At 46.6% G+C, this 21,089-nt stretch carries 14 protein-coding genes; 5 read left to right on the top strand and 9 right to left on the bottom strand.

The genetic code is table 11. The annotated features are described in order from the left end of the window. Nucleotides 1-152 precede the first annotated feature (152 nt). A complete protein-coding gene (locus QUB11_RS21350) occupies nt 153-5,630 on the bottom strand; it encodes a WD40 domain-containing protein (protein ID WP_333206030.1) in 5,478 nt (1,825 codons plus the stop codon). 683 nt (nt 5,631-6,313) lie between these two features. Continuing rightward, nucleotides 6,314-7,645 (bottom strand): P-loop NTPase fold protein, encoded by a 1,332-nt coding sequence (locus tag QUB11_RS21345; protein WP_333206029.1) that lies wholly within the window; start codon nt 7,643-7,645, stop codon nt 6,314-6,316. Between the two features lie 336 nt (nt 7,646-7,981). Here QUB11_RS21345 and QUB11_RS21340 point away from each other — a divergent pair, with 336 nt between their 5' ends. Then, complete coding sequence (locus QUB11_RS21340; protein WP_333206028.1) at nt 7,982-8,884, top strand: FtsQ-type POTRA domain-containing protein; 903 nt, start codon at nt 7,982-7,984, stop codon at nt 8,882-8,884. Between the two features lie 336 nt (nt 8,885-9,220). After that, nucleotides 9,221-10,495: a cell division protein FtsZ gene (gene ftsZ, locus QUB11_RS21335; RefSeq protein ID WP_333056121.1), complete on the top strand. Its 1,275-nt coding sequence runs from the start codon at nt 9,221-9,223 to the stop codon at nt 10,493-10,495. Nucleotides 10,496-10,658: 163 nt separating this feature from the next. Here ftsZ and QUB11_RS21330 read toward each other — a convergent pair whose 3' ends face one another. Beyond that, nucleotides 10,659-11,438: an MBL fold metallo-hydrolase gene (locus QUB11_RS21330; protein ID WP_333391658.1), complete on the bottom strand. Its 780-nt coding sequence runs from the start codon at nt 11,436-11,438 to the stop codon at nt 10,659-10,661. Between the two features lie 214 nt (nt 11,439-11,652). Here QUB11_RS21330 and thiD point away from each other — a divergent pair, with 214 nt between their 5' ends. Next, the gene (thiD, locus tag QUB11_RS21325; protein ID WP_333391657.1) at nt 11,653-12,462 is read left to right on the top strand and encodes a bifunctional hydroxymethylpyrimidine kinase/phosphomethylpyrimidine kinase; all 810 of its coding nucleotides are present in this window, start codon (nt 11,653-11,655) and stop codon (nt 12,460-12,462) included. Nucleotides 12,463-12,642: 180 nt separating this feature from the next. Here the strand turns inward: thiD and dndE are convergent, their stop codons facing one another. Then, on the bottom strand, nt 12,643-13,044 hold the full coding sequence (gene dndE, locus QUB11_RS21320) for a DNA sulfur modification protein DndE (RefSeq protein WP_015179042.1): 402 nt from the start codon (nt 13,042-13,044) through the stop codon (nt 12,643-12,645). A 266-nt stretch (nt 13,045-13,310) separates the two neighbouring features. Beyond that, entirely contained in the window at nt 13,311-15,308 is a 1,998-nt protein-coding gene (gene dndD / locus QUB11_RS21315) for a DNA sulfur modification protein DndD (protein ID WP_333391655.1), read from the bottom strand. A gap of 21 nt (nt 15,309-15,329) precedes the next feature. Here dndD and QUB11_RS21310 point away from each other — a divergent pair, with 21 nt between their 5' ends. After that, complete coding sequence (locus tag QUB11_RS21310; protein WP_333391653.1) at nt 15,330-15,527, top strand: hypothetical protein; 198 nt, start codon at nt 15,330-15,332, stop codon at nt 15,525-15,527. A gap of 16 nt (nt 15,528-15,543) precedes the next feature. Here QUB11_RS21310 and QUB11_RS21305 read toward each other — a convergent pair whose 3' ends face one another. From QUB11_RS21305 to QUB11_RS21295, 3 genes are all read right to left on the bottom strand, one after another. Then, a complete protein-coding gene (locus tag QUB11_RS21305; RefSeq protein WP_333391651.1) occupies nt 15,544-16,107 on the bottom strand; it encodes a GxxExxY protein in 564 nt (187 codons plus the stop codon). A gap of 130 nt (nt 16,108-16,237) precedes the next feature. Then, a complete protein-coding gene (gene dndC / locus QUB11_RS21300) occupies nt 16,238-17,923 on the bottom strand; it encodes a DNA phosphorothioation system sulfurtransferase DndC (protein WP_333391649.1) in 1,686 nt (561 codons plus the stop codon). Beyond that, nucleotides 17,920-18,918, bottom strand: a complete 999-nt coding sequence (locus QUB11_RS21295; protein WP_333232628.1) for an HNH endonuclease — start codon at nt 18,916-18,918, stop codon at nt 17,920-17,922. The genes dndC and QUB11_RS21295 overlap by 4 nt, the downstream gene beginning before the upstream one ends. 219 nt (nt 18,919-19,137) lie before the next feature. On the opposite strand from QUB11_RS21295, the gene QUB11_RS21290 reads away from it, so the two are divergent. Continuing rightward, nucleotides 19,138-19,749, top strand: coding sequence for a hypothetical protein (locus tag QUB11_RS21290; RefSeq protein WP_333232626.1), 612 nt, complete (start codon nt 19,138-19,140; stop codon nt 19,747-19,749). A gap of 1 nt (nt 19,750) precedes the next feature. Here QUB11_RS21290 and dndB read toward each other — a convergent pair whose 3' ends face one another. After that, on the bottom strand, nt 19,751-20,884 hold the full coding sequence (gene dndB, locus QUB11_RS21285; RefSeq protein ID WP_333391647.1) for a DNA sulfur modification protein DndB: 1,134 nt from the start codon (nt 20,882-20,884) through the stop codon (nt 19,751-19,753). Between the last annotated feature and the right edge of the window lie 205 nt (nt 20,885-21,089).

Below are 21,089 nucleotides of genomic sequence, written 5' to 3'. Positions count from 1 at the left end.
AGGGGGGGAGGGGGAAGGGGGGAGAAATTAGTGATCGAGCTCATCAAGGGGGTGAGTAAAATCTAAAATGCACTGAATCCCCCAATCGAAAATCTAAAATCTAAAATCTAAAATCGACTGAATCCCCCAATCAAAAATCGAAAATCTAAAATCTAAAATTGATTTGGTTTTGCCACCACCCCGTCGCAGAGACGCCGATCGCGATCGCTCACATTAGGATTAGTTCTGAGATAATCTCCCACCCAGTCACAGCCCCTCACCAGCAAATCGTCAAGATCCAAATTCCACAAAATCACCCGATTATCCCGGCCCGCAGAAGCCAGAACCTTCCCATCCGGGCTAAAACTCACACTCATCACGCTATCCTTGTGACCCGTCAAAGTTTTCAGCAAAGTCCCGCTGCGACTCCACAGTTTCACCTTATGATCGTAACTACCCGAAGCAACCAACAAACCATCCGGGCTAAAAGCAACGCTAGTCACGCTGTCGCTAGAACCCTTCAGTAGCGTCGCCACCAAAGTCCCATCTACCTTCCACAACTTCACCGAATTGTCGTAACCAGCCGAAGCCAGCATTTTGCCATCAGGGCTAAAAGCAACCCCCAACACAAAACTGTTGTGAGCTCCTTCAAAAGTTCTCAGCAAACGACCGTCCCGATTCCAGAGTTTGAGAGTACCATCATCGCTTGCAGAAGCCAGCATCGAGCCGTCGGGACTGAAAGTCACCCCAGTCACCCAGCCTGTGTGTCCCGTCAAAGTCTTAATCAACCTGCCGTTTCTAGTCCAGAGTTTCACAGTCTTATCCTTGCTCGCGGAAGCCAGAACCTCGCCGTCGGGGCTAAAACTCACGCTCATCACGCTGTCGGCGTGGCCGTCGAGAGTGAACAGCACAGAAGGCGAACACGGGAATAGCGGAGCCGAAGGACAAGGGAGAATATTATTCATGCCATCTTCTGTCAAACTCCAGACTTTCACCGTTTTGTCGTAACTCCCAGAAGCAAGTAGCTGGCCGTCGGGGCTGAAACTGACGCTGGCGACTCTCTGAGTGTGTCCTTCCAAGGTTTCCAGCAAAACCCCCGTGCGGCTCCAGAGTTTGATAGTGTTGTCCGTAGAAGCAGAAGCCAGCCTTTGGCCGTCGGGGCTAAAACTCACGCCTTGCACCCGGTTTTGGTGTCCGTCGAGGGTTTTGAGCGGCACGTCATCGAGTCGCCACAGCCTGATAGTTTTGTCAAAACTTGCCGAAGCCAAGGTTTTGCCTTCGGGGCTAAAACTCACCTGAGTAACTCGATCGGCGTGTCCCTCAAAAGTTCTCAGTAAGCGACTCTCTGGTTTAATGTTGCTAGCATCGGTTGGGCGTTTGTCGCCAACACCAGCCAGACTCCAGAGTTTGACAGTCCCGTCTGCACTTCCCGAAGCAAGTGTTTGACCGTCGGGGGAGAAACTGACACCAAATACCCACTTGCTGTGTCCCCGCAAAGTTGTTAGCAGTTCACCTTTTTTTGCTTGTGTTGAATTTTCTGTTGCTGGGTGTTTGAGTGCAGCTAGGCTCCAGATTTTCACCGTTTTATCTTCACCCGCACTGGCGATCGTTTCACCATCGGGGGAGAAACTGACGGTGTAAATTTTCGAGGGTTGTCTGTTTTCGCTGTGCCACAAATTAGCGATTAACTTACCGTCGGAACTCCACAGTTTCACAGTACCGTCATCGCTCGCCACAGCGATTATTTTGCCGTCGCGGCTGAAGCTTAGCCAATTTACGGGAGCAAATTGTTCGATCGTTCGCAGCAGCGTGCCATCGGTTTTCCAAAGTTTGATAGTTTTGTCTGTAGAGCCACTGGCGATCGTTTGACCATCAGGGCTAAAAGCAACGCTGGTAACGCTATTAGTATGCCCGTTGAAAGTGGCCAGCAAACTGCCGTCTGTTTGCCAAATTTTGACAGTTTTATCTAAACTTGCCGAGGCTATGGTTTTGTTTTCGGGACTGAACGCGACAGAGGAGACGCTGTTAGTGTGGCCTTTGAAAGTTGCCAGCAAACTCCCGTCGCGCCGCCAAAGTTTGACGGTTTTATCTACACTGGAAGAAGCTATTGTTTCGCCGTCTGGGCTGAAGCTAAGACCCCAAACTACATCGCCATGTCCTTCCAAGCGGTTGCGTTCTTTGACTCCATAAACTGCCTGCTGGAGGGCGGCAGAAATCAGAATTTCGGTGTCTTTGAGAGTAGACATTTGTTGGGAGTGTTCGATCTGTTTCCACTTTTTACCAGCTCTCAAACTTTCCATCATGGCGTCAAATTTGTTGTTTGAGAAATAAAGTGCTTCAGAAGCGGCTGTCAGGGTACTGATTTCGGCTCGCTGAGTTTGAGCGACAGCTAGCTGTTTTTGACCCACAGCCCGCCACCAAAAATTTACGGCGGCGATGGTGGAACTGGTGAGCAGCATGACGCCGATCACTGCTAATCCCAGCAGTTGTTTGAGAAAAGTATTGGCTCGGTAGAGCTGTGCTTGACTCATTTTTTTATCTGCTTCTGCTTTATGCAGTCGGGCTTCTAAGCCGAATCTTTGGCGGATTGGTCGCACTAAATAGTCGTGTACCAATTGATAGCGGTCTTCGGGCGCTTCCCGTAGCAGAAATAGCAAACCGTGACCAACTAAAATGTCTAAAATTAAGTCGAGGTTGTCGGTTTTCTTTTGTCGGTTTTCAGGGTATGCAGCGAACTGTCGCGGTAGGGAAATTCTGTTTTTGCCGATCGCCGATAATTCGGTTTCGCGGGCATCGGCTGGCTGCGAGCCTGTAACTAACGAGAGTTCGTGTTTGGTTTTTATCAGTCTAACGCCTCTTTCATCTGTCAGGGAAAACAAGATTTTCCAAGCTGCGTCTTCGTTAACGGGCCCGCAGTCAGAGATGACTCTTTCGAGCGAGCGTTTCACTAATTCCGCTTTGGGATTGTCCCCCAATTGCTGGTATTGTGCTAGACTGGTAATACCTTCTTCTTGCAGTTGCGCTCCTACTACCTGCAATTCGATTGGTCGGACTTCTTGCAGTTCGTCTGCTAAATCTTCTACGAAGGCATCGATCAGTGCCGGCTCTAAATAAAATTCCGCCCGTTCTGTTAAGTGTCCGATGACAGCCCGCGCGTCTTTGATAGAAAAACTCCGCAGTTGGTAGCGGATACTTTTGTCGAGAATATTATTGTTAATAGCGTCAAGATTTGGGAAGCGATCGCAATCTAGTAAGTAGTGCAAATAATCTTCGCGCAAGCACAGAATTATCTTGACATAAGGCAAGTTCAAAAACAAACGCAAAAAATTATAAAAAAGTTGTCTTTGTGCCACTGAAGTCGAAACAAAGAAAAACTCTTCAAATTGATCGAAAATCAGCACAGTCAACAAATTATTTGTGGCATTTTCGCGCAACTGCTCTATAATAAAAGAAGAGACTTCCGAGCTGCGAGCCGGAATAACCGAGCAACTTCTTTTGTGGATTTCCTGTAGTCCTGTGGAGATGAATTTACTTTCCTCTTCGGCTTGTTTGTCGTACAGTGCGCTGTTCAAAGCATTTTCTAACTCCACCAGCCAGTCGGTGTAAACTTTGACTACTACGGGCAATGTATCGCGCGCGCCCGGAGTAATATTTTTCAAAGCTGGTACTAAGCCGGCATTGACTAGAGAACTTTTCCCGACTCCGCTGGGCCCGTGAATAATAGTTAATTTATGGTCGTCCCTGCTAATTCTTTCTAGCAAGCTATTGATATCTGTTTGGCGGGAGTAAGCTGTCATGGAGGCTGCGATGGCAGCTTGGTTTTGAGCTGAGGGGCCTGAAGGATTGACTGCTTGGCGCTGCTGCTGCAATTGGCTGGCTCCAATAAAAGCTCTAAATCCGTATTGATATTCGATCGAACGCTGGGTTTTTTTAATCCGAAATGCTTTAAGATACTCTCCCTGCTCGAAATAAACCGCTTGCAATTCCGTCAAAATATCGATGTAAAGTCGGGGGTCGTACTTCGGCTCGCTTTGAGATTGAGCCAACTCCAAAGAATGAACCGCCGCTTCCCACTGGCCTAGCTGCCGCAAACTTCGGGCTAAAAGTAAAAGATACGAACTCCTGTCGGATTTAGGATGTTGGATTTTAGATTTGGGTTCGTTACTTAACTCGTTAGGGCCCAGAAATTCTGGATAATTTCCCTCAAACCCCAATCTCAAATCTTCAATCAGCAATCTCAAATCATGAGGCGTTTGATCCAAAATTGCCAAAGCCAACTCTGCTAGCTGGCGGGCTTGACTCCACCTCGACTCTTGCAGGGCAACTTCAGCCAAAAAGCCGTAATCTTGAGCTAGTTGGCTGGGAGTACCGTAAGTGAAGTGCAACTGCAAAGAATTTTCAGCTAATGCTTGCAACTCTCCCCAAGCTTTCAGGCGCTGCAGCACTTCTCCGAGGTGTGCTGTCACCTCAGCTACCAATTCCGGGCGTGAGGCCAGGGAGAAAGCGTTTCTAGATTGTTCCAGGCTAATCCAAGCTTGTTCCCAGTGCTGGCGGTTGGCTACGGGGTTTCTGGCTGCTTGCAAGCGGTGACACAGGGCTATGTGAAACAGCACTATGCCTTCTCTCTCTAAAAATAAAACTTTGGGGACAGGATTCGACAATGAGCAGGAGAGGGTTTCTCGGTTTTCGGAATTTTCCCAGTTTGCGAGTTCCCAATTGCCAGTTTGATGCTGCCAAAATACTAAACTTTCTTGGTAGTGAATTAAGGCGGTTTCGGTTTGGTCGCTGACATAGTAATCTCGACCGAGAACGAATTGCAGGCTGGCTTTGAGGGCGGGTTCTAATTCTTGACCGCGATTTTGTAAATCTCTTAAAGCTAATTCTAGTTCTCGGCGTGGCAAAGAGCCGATCGCCAAATCGAAGGTATTGCCAGGACTCAAGGGCGAATACGAGTGGACATCTGATTGTCCTCGGTTTTGGGGCCCTGAGTTAAAAGTTAGAAAGCGTTCTCCAGGGCTGATTTCGCGCTCCAGGCCGCGTTTTTCGCACTGGGTTTCGCAGGTCTCACAATTAGCGATGGTGCTGACGTTGCTACTGGCGAGTTCTTGATTGAGTTCGCCTATTTTAAATATAGTATCGGCCCGCCTAGCGAGGAAATTAATTAATTCGTCAACGCCCATTTCAAATTTAATTGTGGCGGCGGCCCAACTTTTGAAATCCGGGGCCAGACGAATCATTTTGGTTACGATGTCATCTGTTACCCACAAAATCACTGGGCAGGAAAAATTTTTGCGAAATTCGTCTCGCACTTGATTGGTAGAAGCCATCAGTTCGTCGATCGCTACTACTGTTTCTAAACCGAATACCATCAAAGCCGAGGCGGCACCGACAGGCGAGTACCCCTCGTGAAAAGTGCTTGCCTGCAGGGTCGTGTAGAGGGTTTTAACTGAAGGTGGCAGGACGATATCTTGAATTGGAACTGGGGACACTTCTCGCAGCCGCTGCGCTATTTGTTGCCGCAACTGCTCGTAGTTGCAGCGCACCAAAATTAGCGAGAATTGGTGTTGAGACATTGTGATGGACCTGACCAGAGTTTTGAGCGAGCGCTCGTTGTAGTTGGCAGTTTCTTGTACCTTAATTAGATCGGTCATGCGTGCACCTCTTTTGCATAAATCTATTACCTAACGCTCGCCAATCGTGACTGAAAGCGTATCTACTTAGACATCGCCGTCTCTGTCTGACGCCTTATCTCTGTATAAATACGTAGTTTTCCGTACTTGTCCTATCAATACTTACATAGTTATTAGAGTCAATGTAAAGATATCATACCTCTCAATCTCAGAGAATGCTAGACTTCCCAATAAAAATTTAAGGTTATCTTAGATTTTTTTATTCAGCTATATATAAAGGACTACAGATGATAAATAGCCAACCCCTAAGTTTATGCTCATACCGACGACTAGCTATTAGTAAACAACTCAGATATATCTGTAGCAGGCATTTAGAACAACAGCAAAATAAAATGTTCTCCGGGATGGGATTATCTGAAATTAAGAGCAACAGGTAAAAACAGACATAGGGGGTCTGACAGTGCAGATATGAGAGTTGAGAGTGGGCAAAGTCCTTAGTGGCGGCCAAGTTTTACACGACAACAAAATTCACCGCCTATACCCAGCCTTCAACAGAAATCAGCCAGGGGCAAAAACCGCTGACTGATTTCTGTATTGGATGGTAAAATTTCGGAGTTGTGAGCGATGAATTTTCAGTTAAATACTTTCTAAGTCTCTCGTGGTTAAGGGTTCTTAGAGTCGCCAAGCCATCTCAAAAATCTCAACTATTTTGGCTCACTGCGCTGCAGCCACTCCTTATATTTTCTGGTTTCTGCTAGGGCTGGATTAATCCCAAACCAACGACCTTCTTGATCGCGGTATTCAAAGACAAACATACTTCGCAACAAGATTTGAGACTCTTCTTCGCCGGTTACACTTTGTCGGTTGACGACTTGAAACAGCAATTCCCATTCCAGGTCATTGATGGCTCCCAAAAGGTCATCGCGATATTCTTGAATGACGCTTTCGAGGCATTCGCGAGAGAAGGGAGGGTCTTCGTGCTGCAAACAGCTATACAAAAGCATCAGTAGATTGCGAACGTGACCGCCACTAATCCGACAAAGCCGATCTAAAGTTTCGGGAGAGTCAAACACCTGGGAAATCAAATCAATGCGTTGATGGGGAGCAACTGCGGGGAAAGCTCTAGCTAATACTAACTGCCGCAGCAGTGCCATTCCTTCGAGGTGGTCTTCGCCCGATCGCACTTGTACTGGTACCATCGGCATCACCTTGGGCTTGACTCCAAATCGACTGGCGAGGCGGCCGAAGTCGTTGGAAAAAATCAAAGTCAGGGGAATCGTGTAGACAACATGGCAATTAAGTTTTTTCAACTGTTCGCCTCGGTCTAAAAACAGATATTCTGGCTGGGTGCGTCCGCTGGGTTTGAGGGAGGCGTCGAGGCGATCGAGGTTGTCAACGATGACTGCGAGCCCTTTTTTGCCTTGCTGCTTGAGTTCGGCGTTAGCTTTGTTGAGGAGTTCTTCGTTGATCGACTGCAAGATGCTGTTGGTGCGGGGTTCGAGATATTGCCTGAGTTGCGATCGCAGTTTGGGAGAGTCTTTAGTTTTAGCAGTCACTCTAGCAATGCCTACAGATAACTCGGCTTCCGCTGACAAATCTATGGGAGTCTGCAAAAATTCTGCCACTTCTGCAAACAGATTTGTAAAATAGCTCGGTCTGAGTTTGATTTTAGCCGATTCCATAGTTTCGCTGACTTGGCGCGCAATGCTCAGCAAAATATCGCTGATATCTACATCCCCCATGTCTAAGTCTTGGGAAGACTCAAAGTAGACGACGCAAAAACCCTCTTGCTCTAACTCAGCTTTTAGTCGAAACAATTCCGTAGATTTGCCACACCCGATATGTCCTGTAAATAGCTGACAGGTTGGCTCGTTGGGGGAAATGCGGGTAATGGTTCGCTGTAAAGATTCAATGATTTTGCCGCCACGCACGGAACCAAAATCAATGTAGTATTGATAATCCCCTGGGTCTCCCGCAACAAGGGTCTTGCTGGGGTTGCAGGCTTTATAGAATCTGTCTAATTCGAGTGCGATCACAATTGAAGCCGAATAAAAGTTAAAAAAGTTAATCGAAAGTCTAAACTTTCTTTACTTGAGTTTAGTTTGATTTGTAACCTTTTGCACTGTGGGGTAATGCCCTAAATACCCAAAGAACCTTTATCTGGTAAGGGGTTTTCCCGGCGCTGGAATTGGGAGTTTTTAATTAATAATTTTTTATTACTTAGCGGTATCCGTGATATTACTGATATTCGCCGGAGTCTGGGTAAATTTGCGGGGATCTGGTTAAATGGTAGGGGAAAACAGGGTTCAAGAGAGAGATTAAACAGTTTTGAATTTGTGCTAATGCTTAATTACTATATTGTCAAGAGGTAGATGGCTAGTTTTGGAGCGGTTTCTCAAACAGAGTTAGGGCGCAGACGCCAAAAGTTGCGGCAGCTCCGTCGCGCTCGATTGGCGGCTGTTGTGTGGCAAATGCTGGCAGCGAGCGCGATCGCCGGAGGTTTGCTGTGGTGGATTGCTCAGCCGGCTTGGTTGATTGCCCGATCGGAACAAGTGAAGGTGGAGGGCAATCAGTGGCTGTCGGATAAGGCGGTGCGGTCTTTGGTGCCGCTGTCTTACCCCCAGTCATTGTGGGGGATTCAACCGCAGGCCCTGGCCAAAAAGCTGGAGTCAACGGGGCCTATAGCTAAAGCGAAGGTGACTCGTAACTTGTTTCCGCCGAGTTTGACTATAGAAGTGGCAGAACGCCTGCCGGTGGCGGTGGCGCAGCCGACGGCGGTGTTGAGATCGAACAGTGAGAAGGAAAAAGTGGGGTGGCTGGACGCTCGCGGAGGTTGGATGCCGTCGGATAGTTATACTGCTGTACGATCGCCCAAGAGTTCGATCGGGCCCGGCAGCATTCCGGGACCTCCGCCTCAGCGTTCTTTGCCCACTTTAAAAGTCATCGGGCCTTTGGAAGAGTATCGCGCCTCTTGGCCGCAGTTTTACCAAGGACTCAGCGGCTTGACGGTGAAAGTGTTTGAGATTAATTGGCAAAACCCGAAAAACTTGATCTTGAAAACAGAGATCGGTACCGTACACTTAGGGCCGTACAGTTCCAAGACTGCGGAGCAACTTAAGGTTTTAGACCGAATGCGACAATTGCCAAAACAGCTAGATTCAAGCAAAATAGCCTACATTGACTTGAAAAATCCTGCTTCGCCGATCGTCCATTTGCCAGAACTCCCCCCCAGTTTGGAGAGTTCCACTCCCGCACCCACTCGCGCCCAGAATTGATCCTCTGTCAACAGAAGGTAGAAGGTATCGATCGATAGGCAGAATTTTTGCCCATAAGGATCGATAGGCAGAGCTTGAAATCAGCACAGTTTTTGGATAGCGCCCCGCGTCTGGGCCTAGTATCCATTTTTTTTTCCTTCTGCCTTGCTTACAATTGCCTTAATCCGGTCAAGTACCTTGATGGCGTCAAGCGAGGTCTAGGCTAGCGAGGTCGGCCAAATCCGAGATTGCTAACATTAAGCATCGATCTGTGTTAGTTTTTCGCGCAACTTAGCCTATAGTTGATTGTGAATTGGCGTTTAGTTAACAAGCTCTAATCTACCATCCCCGACTCTAATGAAGCTTAATAATAGACAGGGGTCTGACCAAGACAGTCCCCCTTCGGAAGAAGTAAAAAATTTTCCGGTGGCTGCAGATTCCGCCAATCCCTTTAGACGCAAGTCTGGTTATGTAAATGTAGATAGTATTGATATCGATCCTATGGTCAATCCCAAAGACATAATGCCCAGCAGTGCTGCCAAAATCAAAGTAATTGGCGTCGGCGGCGGTGGGGGCAACGCCGTTAACCGGATGATTGCTAGCGAGGTTTCTGGTGTCGAGTTTTGGTGTGTGAATACAGATTCCCAAGCTCTGGTTCTCTCAAATGCTCCGAAACGCTTGCAAGTCGGACAGAAGTTGACGCGCGGTTTGGGGGCCGGGGGCAATCCGGCGATCGGTCAAAAGGCTGCGGAGGAATCTCGCGACGAGGTTGCTAATGCTCTGAATCACGCGGATTTGGTATTTATCACGGCCGGCATGGGCGGTGGTACGGGCACGGGCGCGGCTCCGATCGTGGCTGAGGTGGCTAAGGAAATGGGCGCCTTGACTGTGGGCATAGTAACGCGGCCTTTTACGTTTGAGGGACGGCGGCGCACCAGCCAAGCTGAGGAAGGGATTGCGGCTTTGCAAACCCGGGTGGATACGCTGATCGTAATTCCTAACGACAAGCTGCTGTCTGTGATTTCGGAACAAATGCCGGTACAAGAGGCTTTTCGAGTTGCTGACGATATCCTGCGCCAAGGGGTTCAGGGTATTTCTGACATTATTACTATTCCCGGTTTAGTGAATGTGGACTTTGCTGACGTGCGGGCAGTAATGGCTGATGCGGGTTCGGCTTTGATGGGCATCGGTGTGGGTTCTGGCAAGTCGCGGGCTAGGGAGGCTGCGATGCAGGCTATTTCTTCGCCTCTGCTGGAAGCTTCGTCGATTGAGGGCGCTAGAGGTGTGGTGTTTAACATCACTGGCGGTACTGACATGACGCTGCACGAGGTGAATGCGGCGGCTGAGACGATTTACGAGGTTGTCGATCCGAATGCCAATATTATTTTTGGAGCGGTGATTGACGAGCGGCTTCAGGGCGAAATTAAGATTACTGTGATCGCTACGGGTTTTTCTGGAGAAGTTGCGTCGCCTCCGCCTCCGGGGCGGACACAAAATGTTAATGCTCCTTGGCGGGCTGCAACTGTGCCGGTGACTCCTGCTCAACAGACGCCCGATCCGAAAGCGAAACCGCCGCAGGATTTGGGATTGGATATTCCTGAGTTTTTGCGTAACCGTCGCCCGCCAAGATGATTTTAGATTTTAGATTTTAGATTGGGGATTTGGCGATTTGGCGATTTGGGATTTGGCGATTTTGGGATTTTAGATTGGGGATTTGGCATTGAATCTCCCATCTCCCATCTAAAAAATCGAAAATATCGAGCATCTAAAATCTAAAATCTAAAAAATCTAAAATCTAAAATCTAAAATCTAAAATTTCCAGGGTTTGGCCTGGTTCGGGTTCGAGGAGTTGGGTGGAGAGTCCCGATTTTGCTAGTAAATCGCGAAATTCGGGGATGCTGCCGATCGATCGCACTAACATTGGTAAAATGCCTGTGGTTCTGATGTCTCCCGCCGCTGTCGGCAGGAAAAACCGAGGTTTGAGTGTTTGGGCGAGGCTGAGGGCTTCTGCAGGGCCGATAATTACTTGTCCGAGGAATGGGAAGATTTGACCGATGACTGGGGCGATGGCTACGTCTACTGTGTCTATTTTCTGTTTGACTTTTTCTAAGGGTGGTAAGTGCGGTTCGTAATAAAGTGTCTCGCCGCTGCTTAAATCTTTGAGCAAGTAGCCGTTTTCTTCCTGTCCGGGCCCGATTTCGGCTCCGGGTACGGCGGTAATTTGTAACTTTTCTTTAAAATTTAACTCTTGCCAATTTGCTAAAGATGTGATATGGGTGTAGCCTAAACTGCTGAGGACTTTGGCGGCGGTGGGTGAGGCGATCGCGGGAATTGTGCGATCGAGCTTTTCGAGTGTTGGTCTGTGACAGTGGTCGTCTAATCCTTGGGAAATTAGGATGAGGTCGATCGGCGGTAAGCTGCTGGGAGTGAAGAATCCGGGGGTGTTGTGGTAGGCGGTGAACAGCCAGGGTTGACCGTAAAATACGAGGGGATCGACTAGCCAGGGATCGACGAGGATTGTTTGGCCGGCGATGTGGAAGATCCAAGAGTTGAGGTCGATTCGGGTGAGTTTCACTGTTGTTTGCAATAATTCTTTACATTTGGTTTAATCATAGCTAATTTTGTTTGGGAATTTTAACCCCTTCGGAAGCACAGGCGGGACGCCCGTGCCACGGGGAAGCACAGGCGGGATGCCCGTGCCACGGGGAAGCACAGGCGGGATGCCCGTGCCACAGATATGATTGGGATGTGTCTGGGGAATTTTTGTGTTTATCTGGGGTTGAAAGAAGATGATTAAATCTAGGATTCCTGTGGCTTTGACTGTGGCGGGTTCCGATAGTGGCGGTGGGGCCGGAATTCAGGCGGATTTGCGGACTTTTGCGTTTCACTGTGTGCACGGTACGAGTGCTTTGACTTGCGTGACGGCTCAAAATACTTTGGGGGTGATGCGAGTTGATGCTTTGTCTGCGGAGGCTGTGGCGGCTCAAATTGAGGCGGTGGTTGGGGATATTGAGGTGCACGCTGTGAAAACTGGGATGCTGCTGAATCGGGAAATTATGGCGGCGGTGGCTTCACAGGTAAAAGCTTTGGGAATAGGGAATTTGGTTGTCGATCCGGTGATGGTTTCACGATCGGGCGATCGATTGATTGATGACGGGGCGATCGCATTTTTGCGCGATGTTTTGATTCCAATGGCTGCTGTCGTGACTCCGAATCGGTTTGAGGCGACTATTTTGAGCGGTTTGCAGATTGTTTCTCTAGACGATATGCGATCGGCGGCGCAGCAGATTTATCGTTTGGGTGCGAAAGCTGTTTTGGTGAAAGGCGGCGGGATGGCGGGAGATTTGCGGGGGATTGATGTTTGGTTTGATGGTACGCGCTTGGATGTGTTGAAGACTGAGAATGTTGATACTGGGAATACTCACGGGACTGGTTGTACTTTGAGTGCTGCGATCGCTGCTAATTTGGCTTTGGGGAAAGATTTGTTTACAGCGGTGACATTAGCTAAGAATTATGTTACTACTGCTCTCAAATATGCTTTGGATATTGGGGAAGGCCAAGGCCCAGTAGGTCATTTTTTCCCCCTGTTACTGAAGTAATAAGTTATTTGTTACTTGTTGGAGTCTGCTAATAATATCAAATCCACGATTCATCGAAATTATTCCTCTCTCTCTTCTCTTCCTCTGTGTTCTCTGCGTACTCTGCGGTTAAATCATTCCGATCCAACCGGAATTGATATAACCAATAACATGAGTGAACCGCCAACAGTCAAAAATCAGTTAATTTCTTAATTTTTCAGGCGAAAGAGCGATCGCCACCAAGTCTTCAATTTTCTTAATATTCGGATCGCCGGCCAAATAACCAATCCCTCGGTGCAAGTGCAGGCGAAACTGTTTCGCTAGAGTTTCTTTTTCTGTGCCTAAATTGTCTTGGTGACACCGCTGCTTGAGGGCCATTATCAGGATATCAGCCATGTCGCCGCCGAAGACATCCCAGCTTAATTCGACGTTGCTGTCGCTGGGAATTGGTACTGGGGATGGGATGCTGGGTTCGGCGAGCGATCGGCAAAATCCCCACCTGCATAGAATATTCCACTGATCGATTTTTGTCGATCGTTTCAGTTTTGATAGTTGGTCTTTGCCTGTTTGGGAGAGGCGGATGCGATCGACTGGTGGTTCCATGAGTTTGAGATTTTTTGGTATATTGTAAACAGTGTTAATGTTGGGGAAGCAAAGCCTCTAGATAACCCGAAATAATTAACATTTTTTTACACGGCGCGACTTGATTAAATCGGTTTTTTTTGGTATTCTTATTTTAGTAGGATTTATCCTTAATAATGGGATGGTGGCAAAAATAAAATTTTCGCAACCATCCCATTATGATATATATAGTACCGCAACTCCCCAGCAAAGTCAAGGGGGTTGCGGCTATTTTTTAGCGCGAATTTTTATTCCCAGAAGTAACCTTTTTCGACGGTGGTTTGGTGTTTGGCGGAGTCGTATTTGAGGAGGTAGCTGTGGGCGATCGCCTCTAATTCTTGGAGTTTTTCGTATTCTACTTTTCTAATTTCCGTGTCGGTAGAAAGCAGGATGACTTGGTGGCTGGCAGAGGGGAAATAGCGTTCGACTAGGTTGTTTCTGTGGGAGGAGTCGAGGCGGCCCAAGGGAGTGTCGATCGCCACTGGCAATTGTCTCCCGGATACTCTAGCCAATCCCCACAAAAAGGCGATCGCCAGCAATTGTTTTTCCCCGGCTGAAAGTCGGTGTTTGGGTACCGGTTTGCCTTCTGGATCGTAAATGGAGAGGCTAAATGTTTGAGTGTCGATCGCAACTCTGTGCACGAGGTCGGTTTTGTGCAACAGGTAGCGGAAACAGTCGGTAATTTCTATTTCGAGTTTGTTGAGTTTTTTGAGGGTGAGTTTTTCTTTAAAGAGTTTCAGGGTAGCTTGGGCTTTGGCGATCGAAGCGATGACGTGTTGGCTGTTTCTGATGGTGATGTATTCGCTGCTGTAGTTTTCTAGTTCTTTTTGGTTTTTGGCTAATTCTCTCTCTAATTCATCGACGCGGCGGTTGGCTGATTCCAAGGCGGCGGCTGCGATAGCGACTGCTTTTTGGGCTTTCCTGACCTCTTCTTCTAGTTTTTCGTAGGCTTCGGGGGAAGCTGCGGCTGCGAGTTCTCTGTCTGTGAAGTCAATTTCTGATTCGATGTTTTTGATTTCTTCTATTTGATCGCGGGCTAGAGTTTGCTGGGCTTTGATTTGGTAGCTAAGGAGGTTTTCTAGTTGCTGGATGCTGTTGTTGTCGGCGTTCATCCAGGGCGGGGCGTCTGTTCCGGCTTGCTGTTCTAGTTCTTGGTTTTCTTGGCGGATGAAGTCTTGAATTTTATCTAGCTGTTGGGGATTTAATGAGATTTCCGCGATATAGTTAAGAAGGCGATCGCTTCTTTGTTTGATAACATTTTGGGCAATCTTTGCTTGCTGCTGGCTGACTTCTGTTTCTGCTTGAATTTTTGCTTCACTTAGCAAGGGCGAAATTAGGGCTAGTGGTAGCGTATTTGACGCCAATTCCATCATGGCTTGACGGGTTTTGTCTGCCTGATTCCTGTAGTCGTTTAGCTGTCTGTCTAGTTGACTGCGATCGGCGGCTATTTTTCCTCCTTCATAAATAAACTTTTCTGATGCTTGTTGCTGATTTTTTTGAGCTTTATCTAACTCGTTTTTAAAGCTGGCTTGTTCTTGCTTAGCTGAGTCTATTTCGTCAGTAATTTTCTTAAACGTTTCTTCGATTTTCTCTAAAGCAGCCAAGTCTTTTTTGCCAGCAATTTCTTTCCGCTTGCGGCCGGCTAATATTTCTAAATCGACGGCGAGGCGTTCTGCTAATTCTAAACCTAAAAGAGATTTAATTGCCCCGACGACAAAATCTGGCGGTGTTTCGAGTTCGGCGAGTTCTTTTACTTGTTCGCCGTCAAACAAAAATAGGTTGGATATTCCGACTGGCAAAAGGGTTTCGATGTATTCGTCCCAGGTGTTAGTAATTGCTTTGTCCGACCACCAATCGCTGACAATCTCGCTGTAGATGAGAATACTTAAGTTGTCTTTGATATCTAATTTTTTCCAGTATCTAACTATTTTGAATTGAGCTAATTTGTCATCTTGGACTTGTTCAAATGTTAGTTCGACGCGGGTATCTTCTAATGGGGGAGTGTGGCGGTTGACGCATTGATTGAGAAAGTCGCTGTAGCTTAAATTGCCTCTGGTGGAACATTGGGCGCGGCCACCGTAGAGGGCGAGGCGAATGCCGTCCATGAGGGTGGTTTTGCCGCCGCCATTCATGCCGCCAAATAGGATGACTGGGCAGGGATTTCCGTCTTTTTCGGGGCGGAGATTGATGGTTTGGGTGCCTGCATAGGGGCCGAAGTTTTTGAGGACGAGTTCGAGGAATTGCATTGTAGATGTATATGTTGTTGGTTGGTGGGGGGGTGGTTAGCGGCGGATTTGGTAGCGGATTTAGCGGATGGGTGGTTGGTGGGGGGGTGGTTAGCAGCGGATTTTGTATCGGATTTAGCGGATGGGTTGTTGGTGGGGGCGGCGGTTAGTGGCAGATTTGGTAATCTCCCACTAATCATCCGTTACATCCGTTACATCCGTTACAAAATCCGCTGCTAACCGCCCCCCTCCCTTGCTACCAATCAATTACATCGGTTGAATCTTCCTCTTCGTTTTGGGACTGAATGTTGGGAGGTAATGGGAGTTCCGCATCTGTTTCTTCATAGGTTCCTGCACTTCCTCTCGTCCAACCTCTGCCATTTGTTTTCGGCCGCCACAAGTATGGTTGAATGTGTTGTTGCCAACCTTGTACGGATTTTGGTGGGAGAATGCGGTGATATTCTAATTTACTGCGTCCAAAGTTTATAAATAAACCTACTTGTGCTCCTGTAGCTGCTAAGTAAGCTATTATTTGAGCTTTATCTTTATCGGTCATTGGATAATTCACGGCTTTATCTTCTACTACAATACATTCATTCACCCAATGGTCTAGATAGAGAATTCCCATCCAAACTTGACCGTCATAAATTTGTCGGGGATATTCCATTTCTGTTGTAATACTGGATTTCAGCATTTCTGCATCAAATGCTCTTTGGTAATGTTTTTCTCTTAAACCTTTTTGTGTCCTCCGGTGTACTCTCATTGCACAGCCGATGATGCTGTATGTAAGATCCTGATGGGGAATATTAGGGTCAAGCATGGTCGTAAAAATTTTGTAATTTCAACGATGATGGTTGGGTAATAATGAGGTTAGTTGACAGCCTATTGTATTCGATCGCTCGGCGTGGTGGCTGTCAACAAGTTTGGGTTTAACCGCAGGCTAGCGCGTGCTAATCGCTAGGTTTTTCCTCTCCTGAATTGGGCGGTGAAAATTTAATATCCGCCCAAGATAGCTGTCTGCTTTGATTGCTGTTGCTTTCCAGTTCTTCTTTAAGTTTGGCAATATCAACGGTATCATTTTTGGCGGAACTGTTGGTTTGGGCGATCGCATCTTTGAATTGCCGAATGTTTTCCGTCGGATTTGCTTTAATATCTTCCACCGCTTTTTTTAAATTGCGTTGATAGTGGGCGTTGCCAATCGCTTCTTCCTTCGATCGCGAACTGGTTTCAAAGCATTTGTCCAAATCGGCGTAAATGCCTGTACGGCGGGGCTTGGTGTAGTATTGGCGTTCTGTATCAAGGAGTTTTGCCATCAATTCGAGGTGCATTTTGTCCTCGCTGCAAATCTCTTCGATCGCAGTCCATTCATCGCTACCGAGGAGTTTTCTTTCGGCGGCGGGACGGGAATCTTCAAAAGGTTCGCCCGTGACTTCTTCGTAAATCCGGGGTAAACTGTCGTCGAATTCGTGCTTTTCTTCCAGCCAAATTCGGCGGATTTCGCTAAGTTCTTCTAGGGTAATTAAGGTGATGTCGCGCATTTCTAGGGGTGCGGTTTTGCGGATTTGGGTTTGTGCTTCCAGGACTCGTCTCAGCCAGTGTTCTCGCCAGAATTTGGTGTAGGGCCCTGGGATGGGTTCGACGGAGGTTGTGTCGTCGCCCATGTTGCGTTCAAACAGTTCTACTCTACCGTAAATGCGGCGGAAGTCTCTTTTTGGGTGATCGTCTGGAATGTCTAATTCGTTGCGAATATCGAGTAGAGGCTGCATCCATTCTTTTTCCTCATCGTTTTGAATCATTGCCTCCATAGATTTATCTTGGCTTACCATTGTGCAAACCCAGCAGCCAAAGCGAGAATTTCCACAACTAGGGGTGGAAGTATCAACAACTAGAGGACATTCATTATCTGCTGTCGCACCTCGATACATAGTTAGCAAATCTTTATTGTTATTTCCCCAAGGATTATCCCACTGCATCAAGTAAAGCCACACTTCATCTGTTCGCCAGTCTTCAATGGGAAGGTAAATATAAGAGTTAGGGCGAGTGGGATTAGCATTAAGGCGTTCGCTTACCCGCCACTCCCTATGTTTAGCCATATTTGCGGCGCGTTTAACACTTTCAGCCTTGCGAGTACCTAGAACAAGAATTACCTCGCCGCTAGTTCTAATTATTTCACGAATAAAAGAACCGGTTGGTTGTATTTTTAATCGTTCCGTACACCATCTAAATCGGTTTCTAGGTGCTGGGTATCCTTTACCTATTAAGCACGCCCAAAAGGTATCTTGAACGGCTGGATAAGTTAAATGAGTTTCTATTGGCATTCCCTGTTCTTGGGCTGCAACTTTCATTCGTTTTAGAGAATTATGTACTCCAGCAGCTACTATAGGGTTTTCTACCAGTGTATCATTTGTTAAAACATGAATTTTTTTGTGGCGTTTCTCAATTGGCAACTCTGCAATCGCATACCAGACAAGCTGTAGGACTGCGGAACTATCTTTGCCGCCACTCCAACCGATTACCAGTGGGAGTTCATCTTGACAATAAAGCTCTTGAATTTCCTTTTTTAAAATTTCTATGTCTGCCATTAAATCGCCAATAGTGCGGGGCGGAAATAGTGACATTTGTTGTAAATCATTCATTTTCTAGAGACCCCTTTTGATTGTAAAGTAAACACATTTTTGCGATGCCACTGAAGCGCATCTTTTCTCGGATAATATTGCTCTAAACTTGGCAAAAGAATCTGTTCTCCGTGAAACTCTCTCATTAATCTAGGGTATGGTGAGTCCTCTTGTAGATCGCTAGCAACTATAATTTGATAACGATCGTCAACAGCAAACCATCCTCTATCGAATGCCCAATGATGATTTTTACAGAGTGAGAGCCCATTATCTGGTCTATTATCATAAAACTCAGAGAATGGCTTGATATGTGCGCCATCTACAATACTTTGACTAAGCGAACGTGTAACTTTCAATCGACAAAAAGCACATCGGTAATCATACAAATGCACGACGGATTTACGGAAAATAGCCTCTCTAAACAAAGATTTTCGTAAATAAACCTTTGGTTGTGCCTCTGTATCATTAGATTCAATATTCTCTAATTCATTCAAGGTAGAATCTTGTAGAGACTGATTTATTGTTAAAACATCTTCTATCTGTTTTTGGCTTGACGAAAACCAGGCAGATATCAGTATATCTATTAATTCTTTTTTTGCATTATAGTCTCGCAATAAATCAAATAATTCATCATCTATTTTGGCTCTTTCAACATCTCTTCTTAAAGAGTTGATGGTTTGAGGGCGTCCTCCCGTGTATTGTTCGCTAAATTCAACGTGCCAAAAGTTAGGTTTCTTGTTTTTTAAATGAAAAAACGGAATAGCAAAATCAATCTCCTCAAAACTGTCAGAACTCAATACAGACCAGTATCTTTTGAAGGTGTTAATTAATTGATCGGAAACAGTAATATTGTTCTCATTAAGTAAGCCTTGTGTAATTAAATCAATTACAGACAGTAGCAGTATTGGCTGATTTAGAGCGTTACCTCCTTGTTTATTCTTGCCTACCTTAATCTGAGAAAAACAATTGCGATAGTATGCTAGATTCTTATTTTTGGACTCTTCTCCTGTAGTCATTTTCTCCTCCCGCTATGATTAAATACAATCCGACCTAAAATTTTACACTATTGTCAACAGAGGGTTAAGCGCCCCAAGGCAAAACCATAATGCAGAAACTAGACAATTTAAGCAGTGTCAACAGACTAAAAAGTTATTTTATAGCCTAGACAGGTGATAATTATATCACTGTCCGCGTGCATCTGCGGTTCTCAAATCCATCCCACCCGCAAACTAAATATGTCCTACAGCGACTTCAAAACCATCGACCAAGCCGTCTCAACCCTGGATCTAACCGTTGAAGACATTCCCCACTTATTCAGCCAAATTACCCCCCTCGCACCTTCAGAACGCCTCAAAGAAACTCTAGACGAAGCTTTAGACTTAGCCTCAAGTATCAGCACGGAAAAAGCTCGATCGGAATTAATCATCACCCCCATTTTACTCGAAATACGGCGCACTTTTAACAACAAAATTGGCTATTTTTCCGGCAACACATTTAACGTAGAAGAGAGCAAAGGATTAACCGGGGCTTGTGACTTTCTCCTCAGTGCGTCCAGCAATCAATCATTAGTTACAGCCCCAGTCTTGACATTAGTCGAAGCCAAAGACAACGATATTAGAATAGGACTGGGACAGTGTGCGGCTCAGATGGCAGCAGCTCAAATATTTAATGCCCGCAAAGGGCAAGAACAATCCGCAATTTATGGAGCAGTTTCAACGGGTACAAACTGGAAATTCCTAATTCTAGAAAATCAGTTGTTAAAAATTGATTTGACTGAATATTTTATTACTCAGCTAGACCAGATATTGGGCATTCTTGCAGAACCATTCAGACGCTATTTTAAGTAGCCTAGTTTTTGGCGGCATTTGGGCGCTGCTGTGCTGTATCTGCGGTTTCCAAACCCAACCGCTTTTTCAAATAATCCGTCATCCAACTAACACTCGCCCTCGACTTAGAAATCCCCCCTTTAAACAAAATCCCATTCTCCCAATCAGGATTATAAATCGACCAATCAACCTGCTGCAAAAGGCTCAAACGTTCCTCCCAACTCTCAGGAAAAACCGACAGCAAAGCCGCCCCAACTTCCCCCAAACTCTCAAGCACAACACTGTGACAGTGCACGCAATCCCGGCGCATTTCCCCCGCCGCAACTTGCTTGTGCAGAACTAATTGCCAATCTGGAATAAAACTGCAAACCGCATTCCAATAACTAACCGCCCGTTGTATTTTTTGAGCAAGTTCTTCCTCTTTCTGTTCTTTTTTGGTGCGAGAACCAGAGGGTTTTGCCTGTTCGCTGCCGTGAATATTAGACAGCAAAGCCATGATAGCACGATCGATCGCACTCAGCGTAAACAATTTGTGCGATCGCCCGTTCAAACTCCCCCTCTCCATCTCAGTCAAACACCGGAAAACCTCAACCTGCTTAACAACCGCCTTCACCACAAAAGCGCGATCGTCCCGGTGGTTGTAAAGTAGACTTAGCGACGACTCCAAAGGAACTTGAAAATTGTTCAAATCAGCAAACATCTGCTGCGATTTTTCCAACCCAATATCGAGAAACAAAATCAGCGCCACCGTCTCATATCCCAACTGCGGATTTTCCCTCAAAGCCATCTCAAAAGCCGCCCGCCGATGCTGTCCGTCATTAATAGTAAACTTAGCATCCATCGGCACTCGCAAGCGACCGATTTTCCGTTCTTCTGCCTCATTTCCCACTGCTTCAAAAGTAATATCCGCATCAATCGAAGCAGCAATAGCCCCACAAGTATAATTTGTAGGATTCTTAACAAAATACTCAGCTATTTCGGGAATCCTAGCTTTGTTAAGCGCGCGTTTCGCCCGCAGAGACGGCGGCAAATCTTCAGATTCAAAGGGAAACAATTTCGGCAAAAAACGCACCGGACACATCGACACGTAATATTCGCGGCCCGCTTGAATTCCCCGAATTACCGGCAAAATGTATTCAAAGGAAGGAGTAGACATATGTTTTTGTTGTTGCAGGTGCGAAGTATGAAGAAATCAGGGGCAAGTGCCATCGTCAATTCACTCGCTTCCCCGATATTCCGCCGGGGGTTGAAACCCCCGTCTCATAGCGAAAGTCGGTTAAAACCGACTAAACATAAACCTCGAAATTGATTCATATTCAGTCCTCTTCAGAGGACTTTCGCTATGAGACAGGGGTTTCAAC

It is taken from the genome of Microcoleus sp. B6-A1, from assembly GCF_036705085.1.
Lineage (GTDB): Bacteria > Cyanobacteriota > Cyanobacteriia > Cyanobacteriales > Microcoleaceae > Microcoleus.
This window is presented reverse-complemented; position numbering and strand designations above follow the sequence as displayed.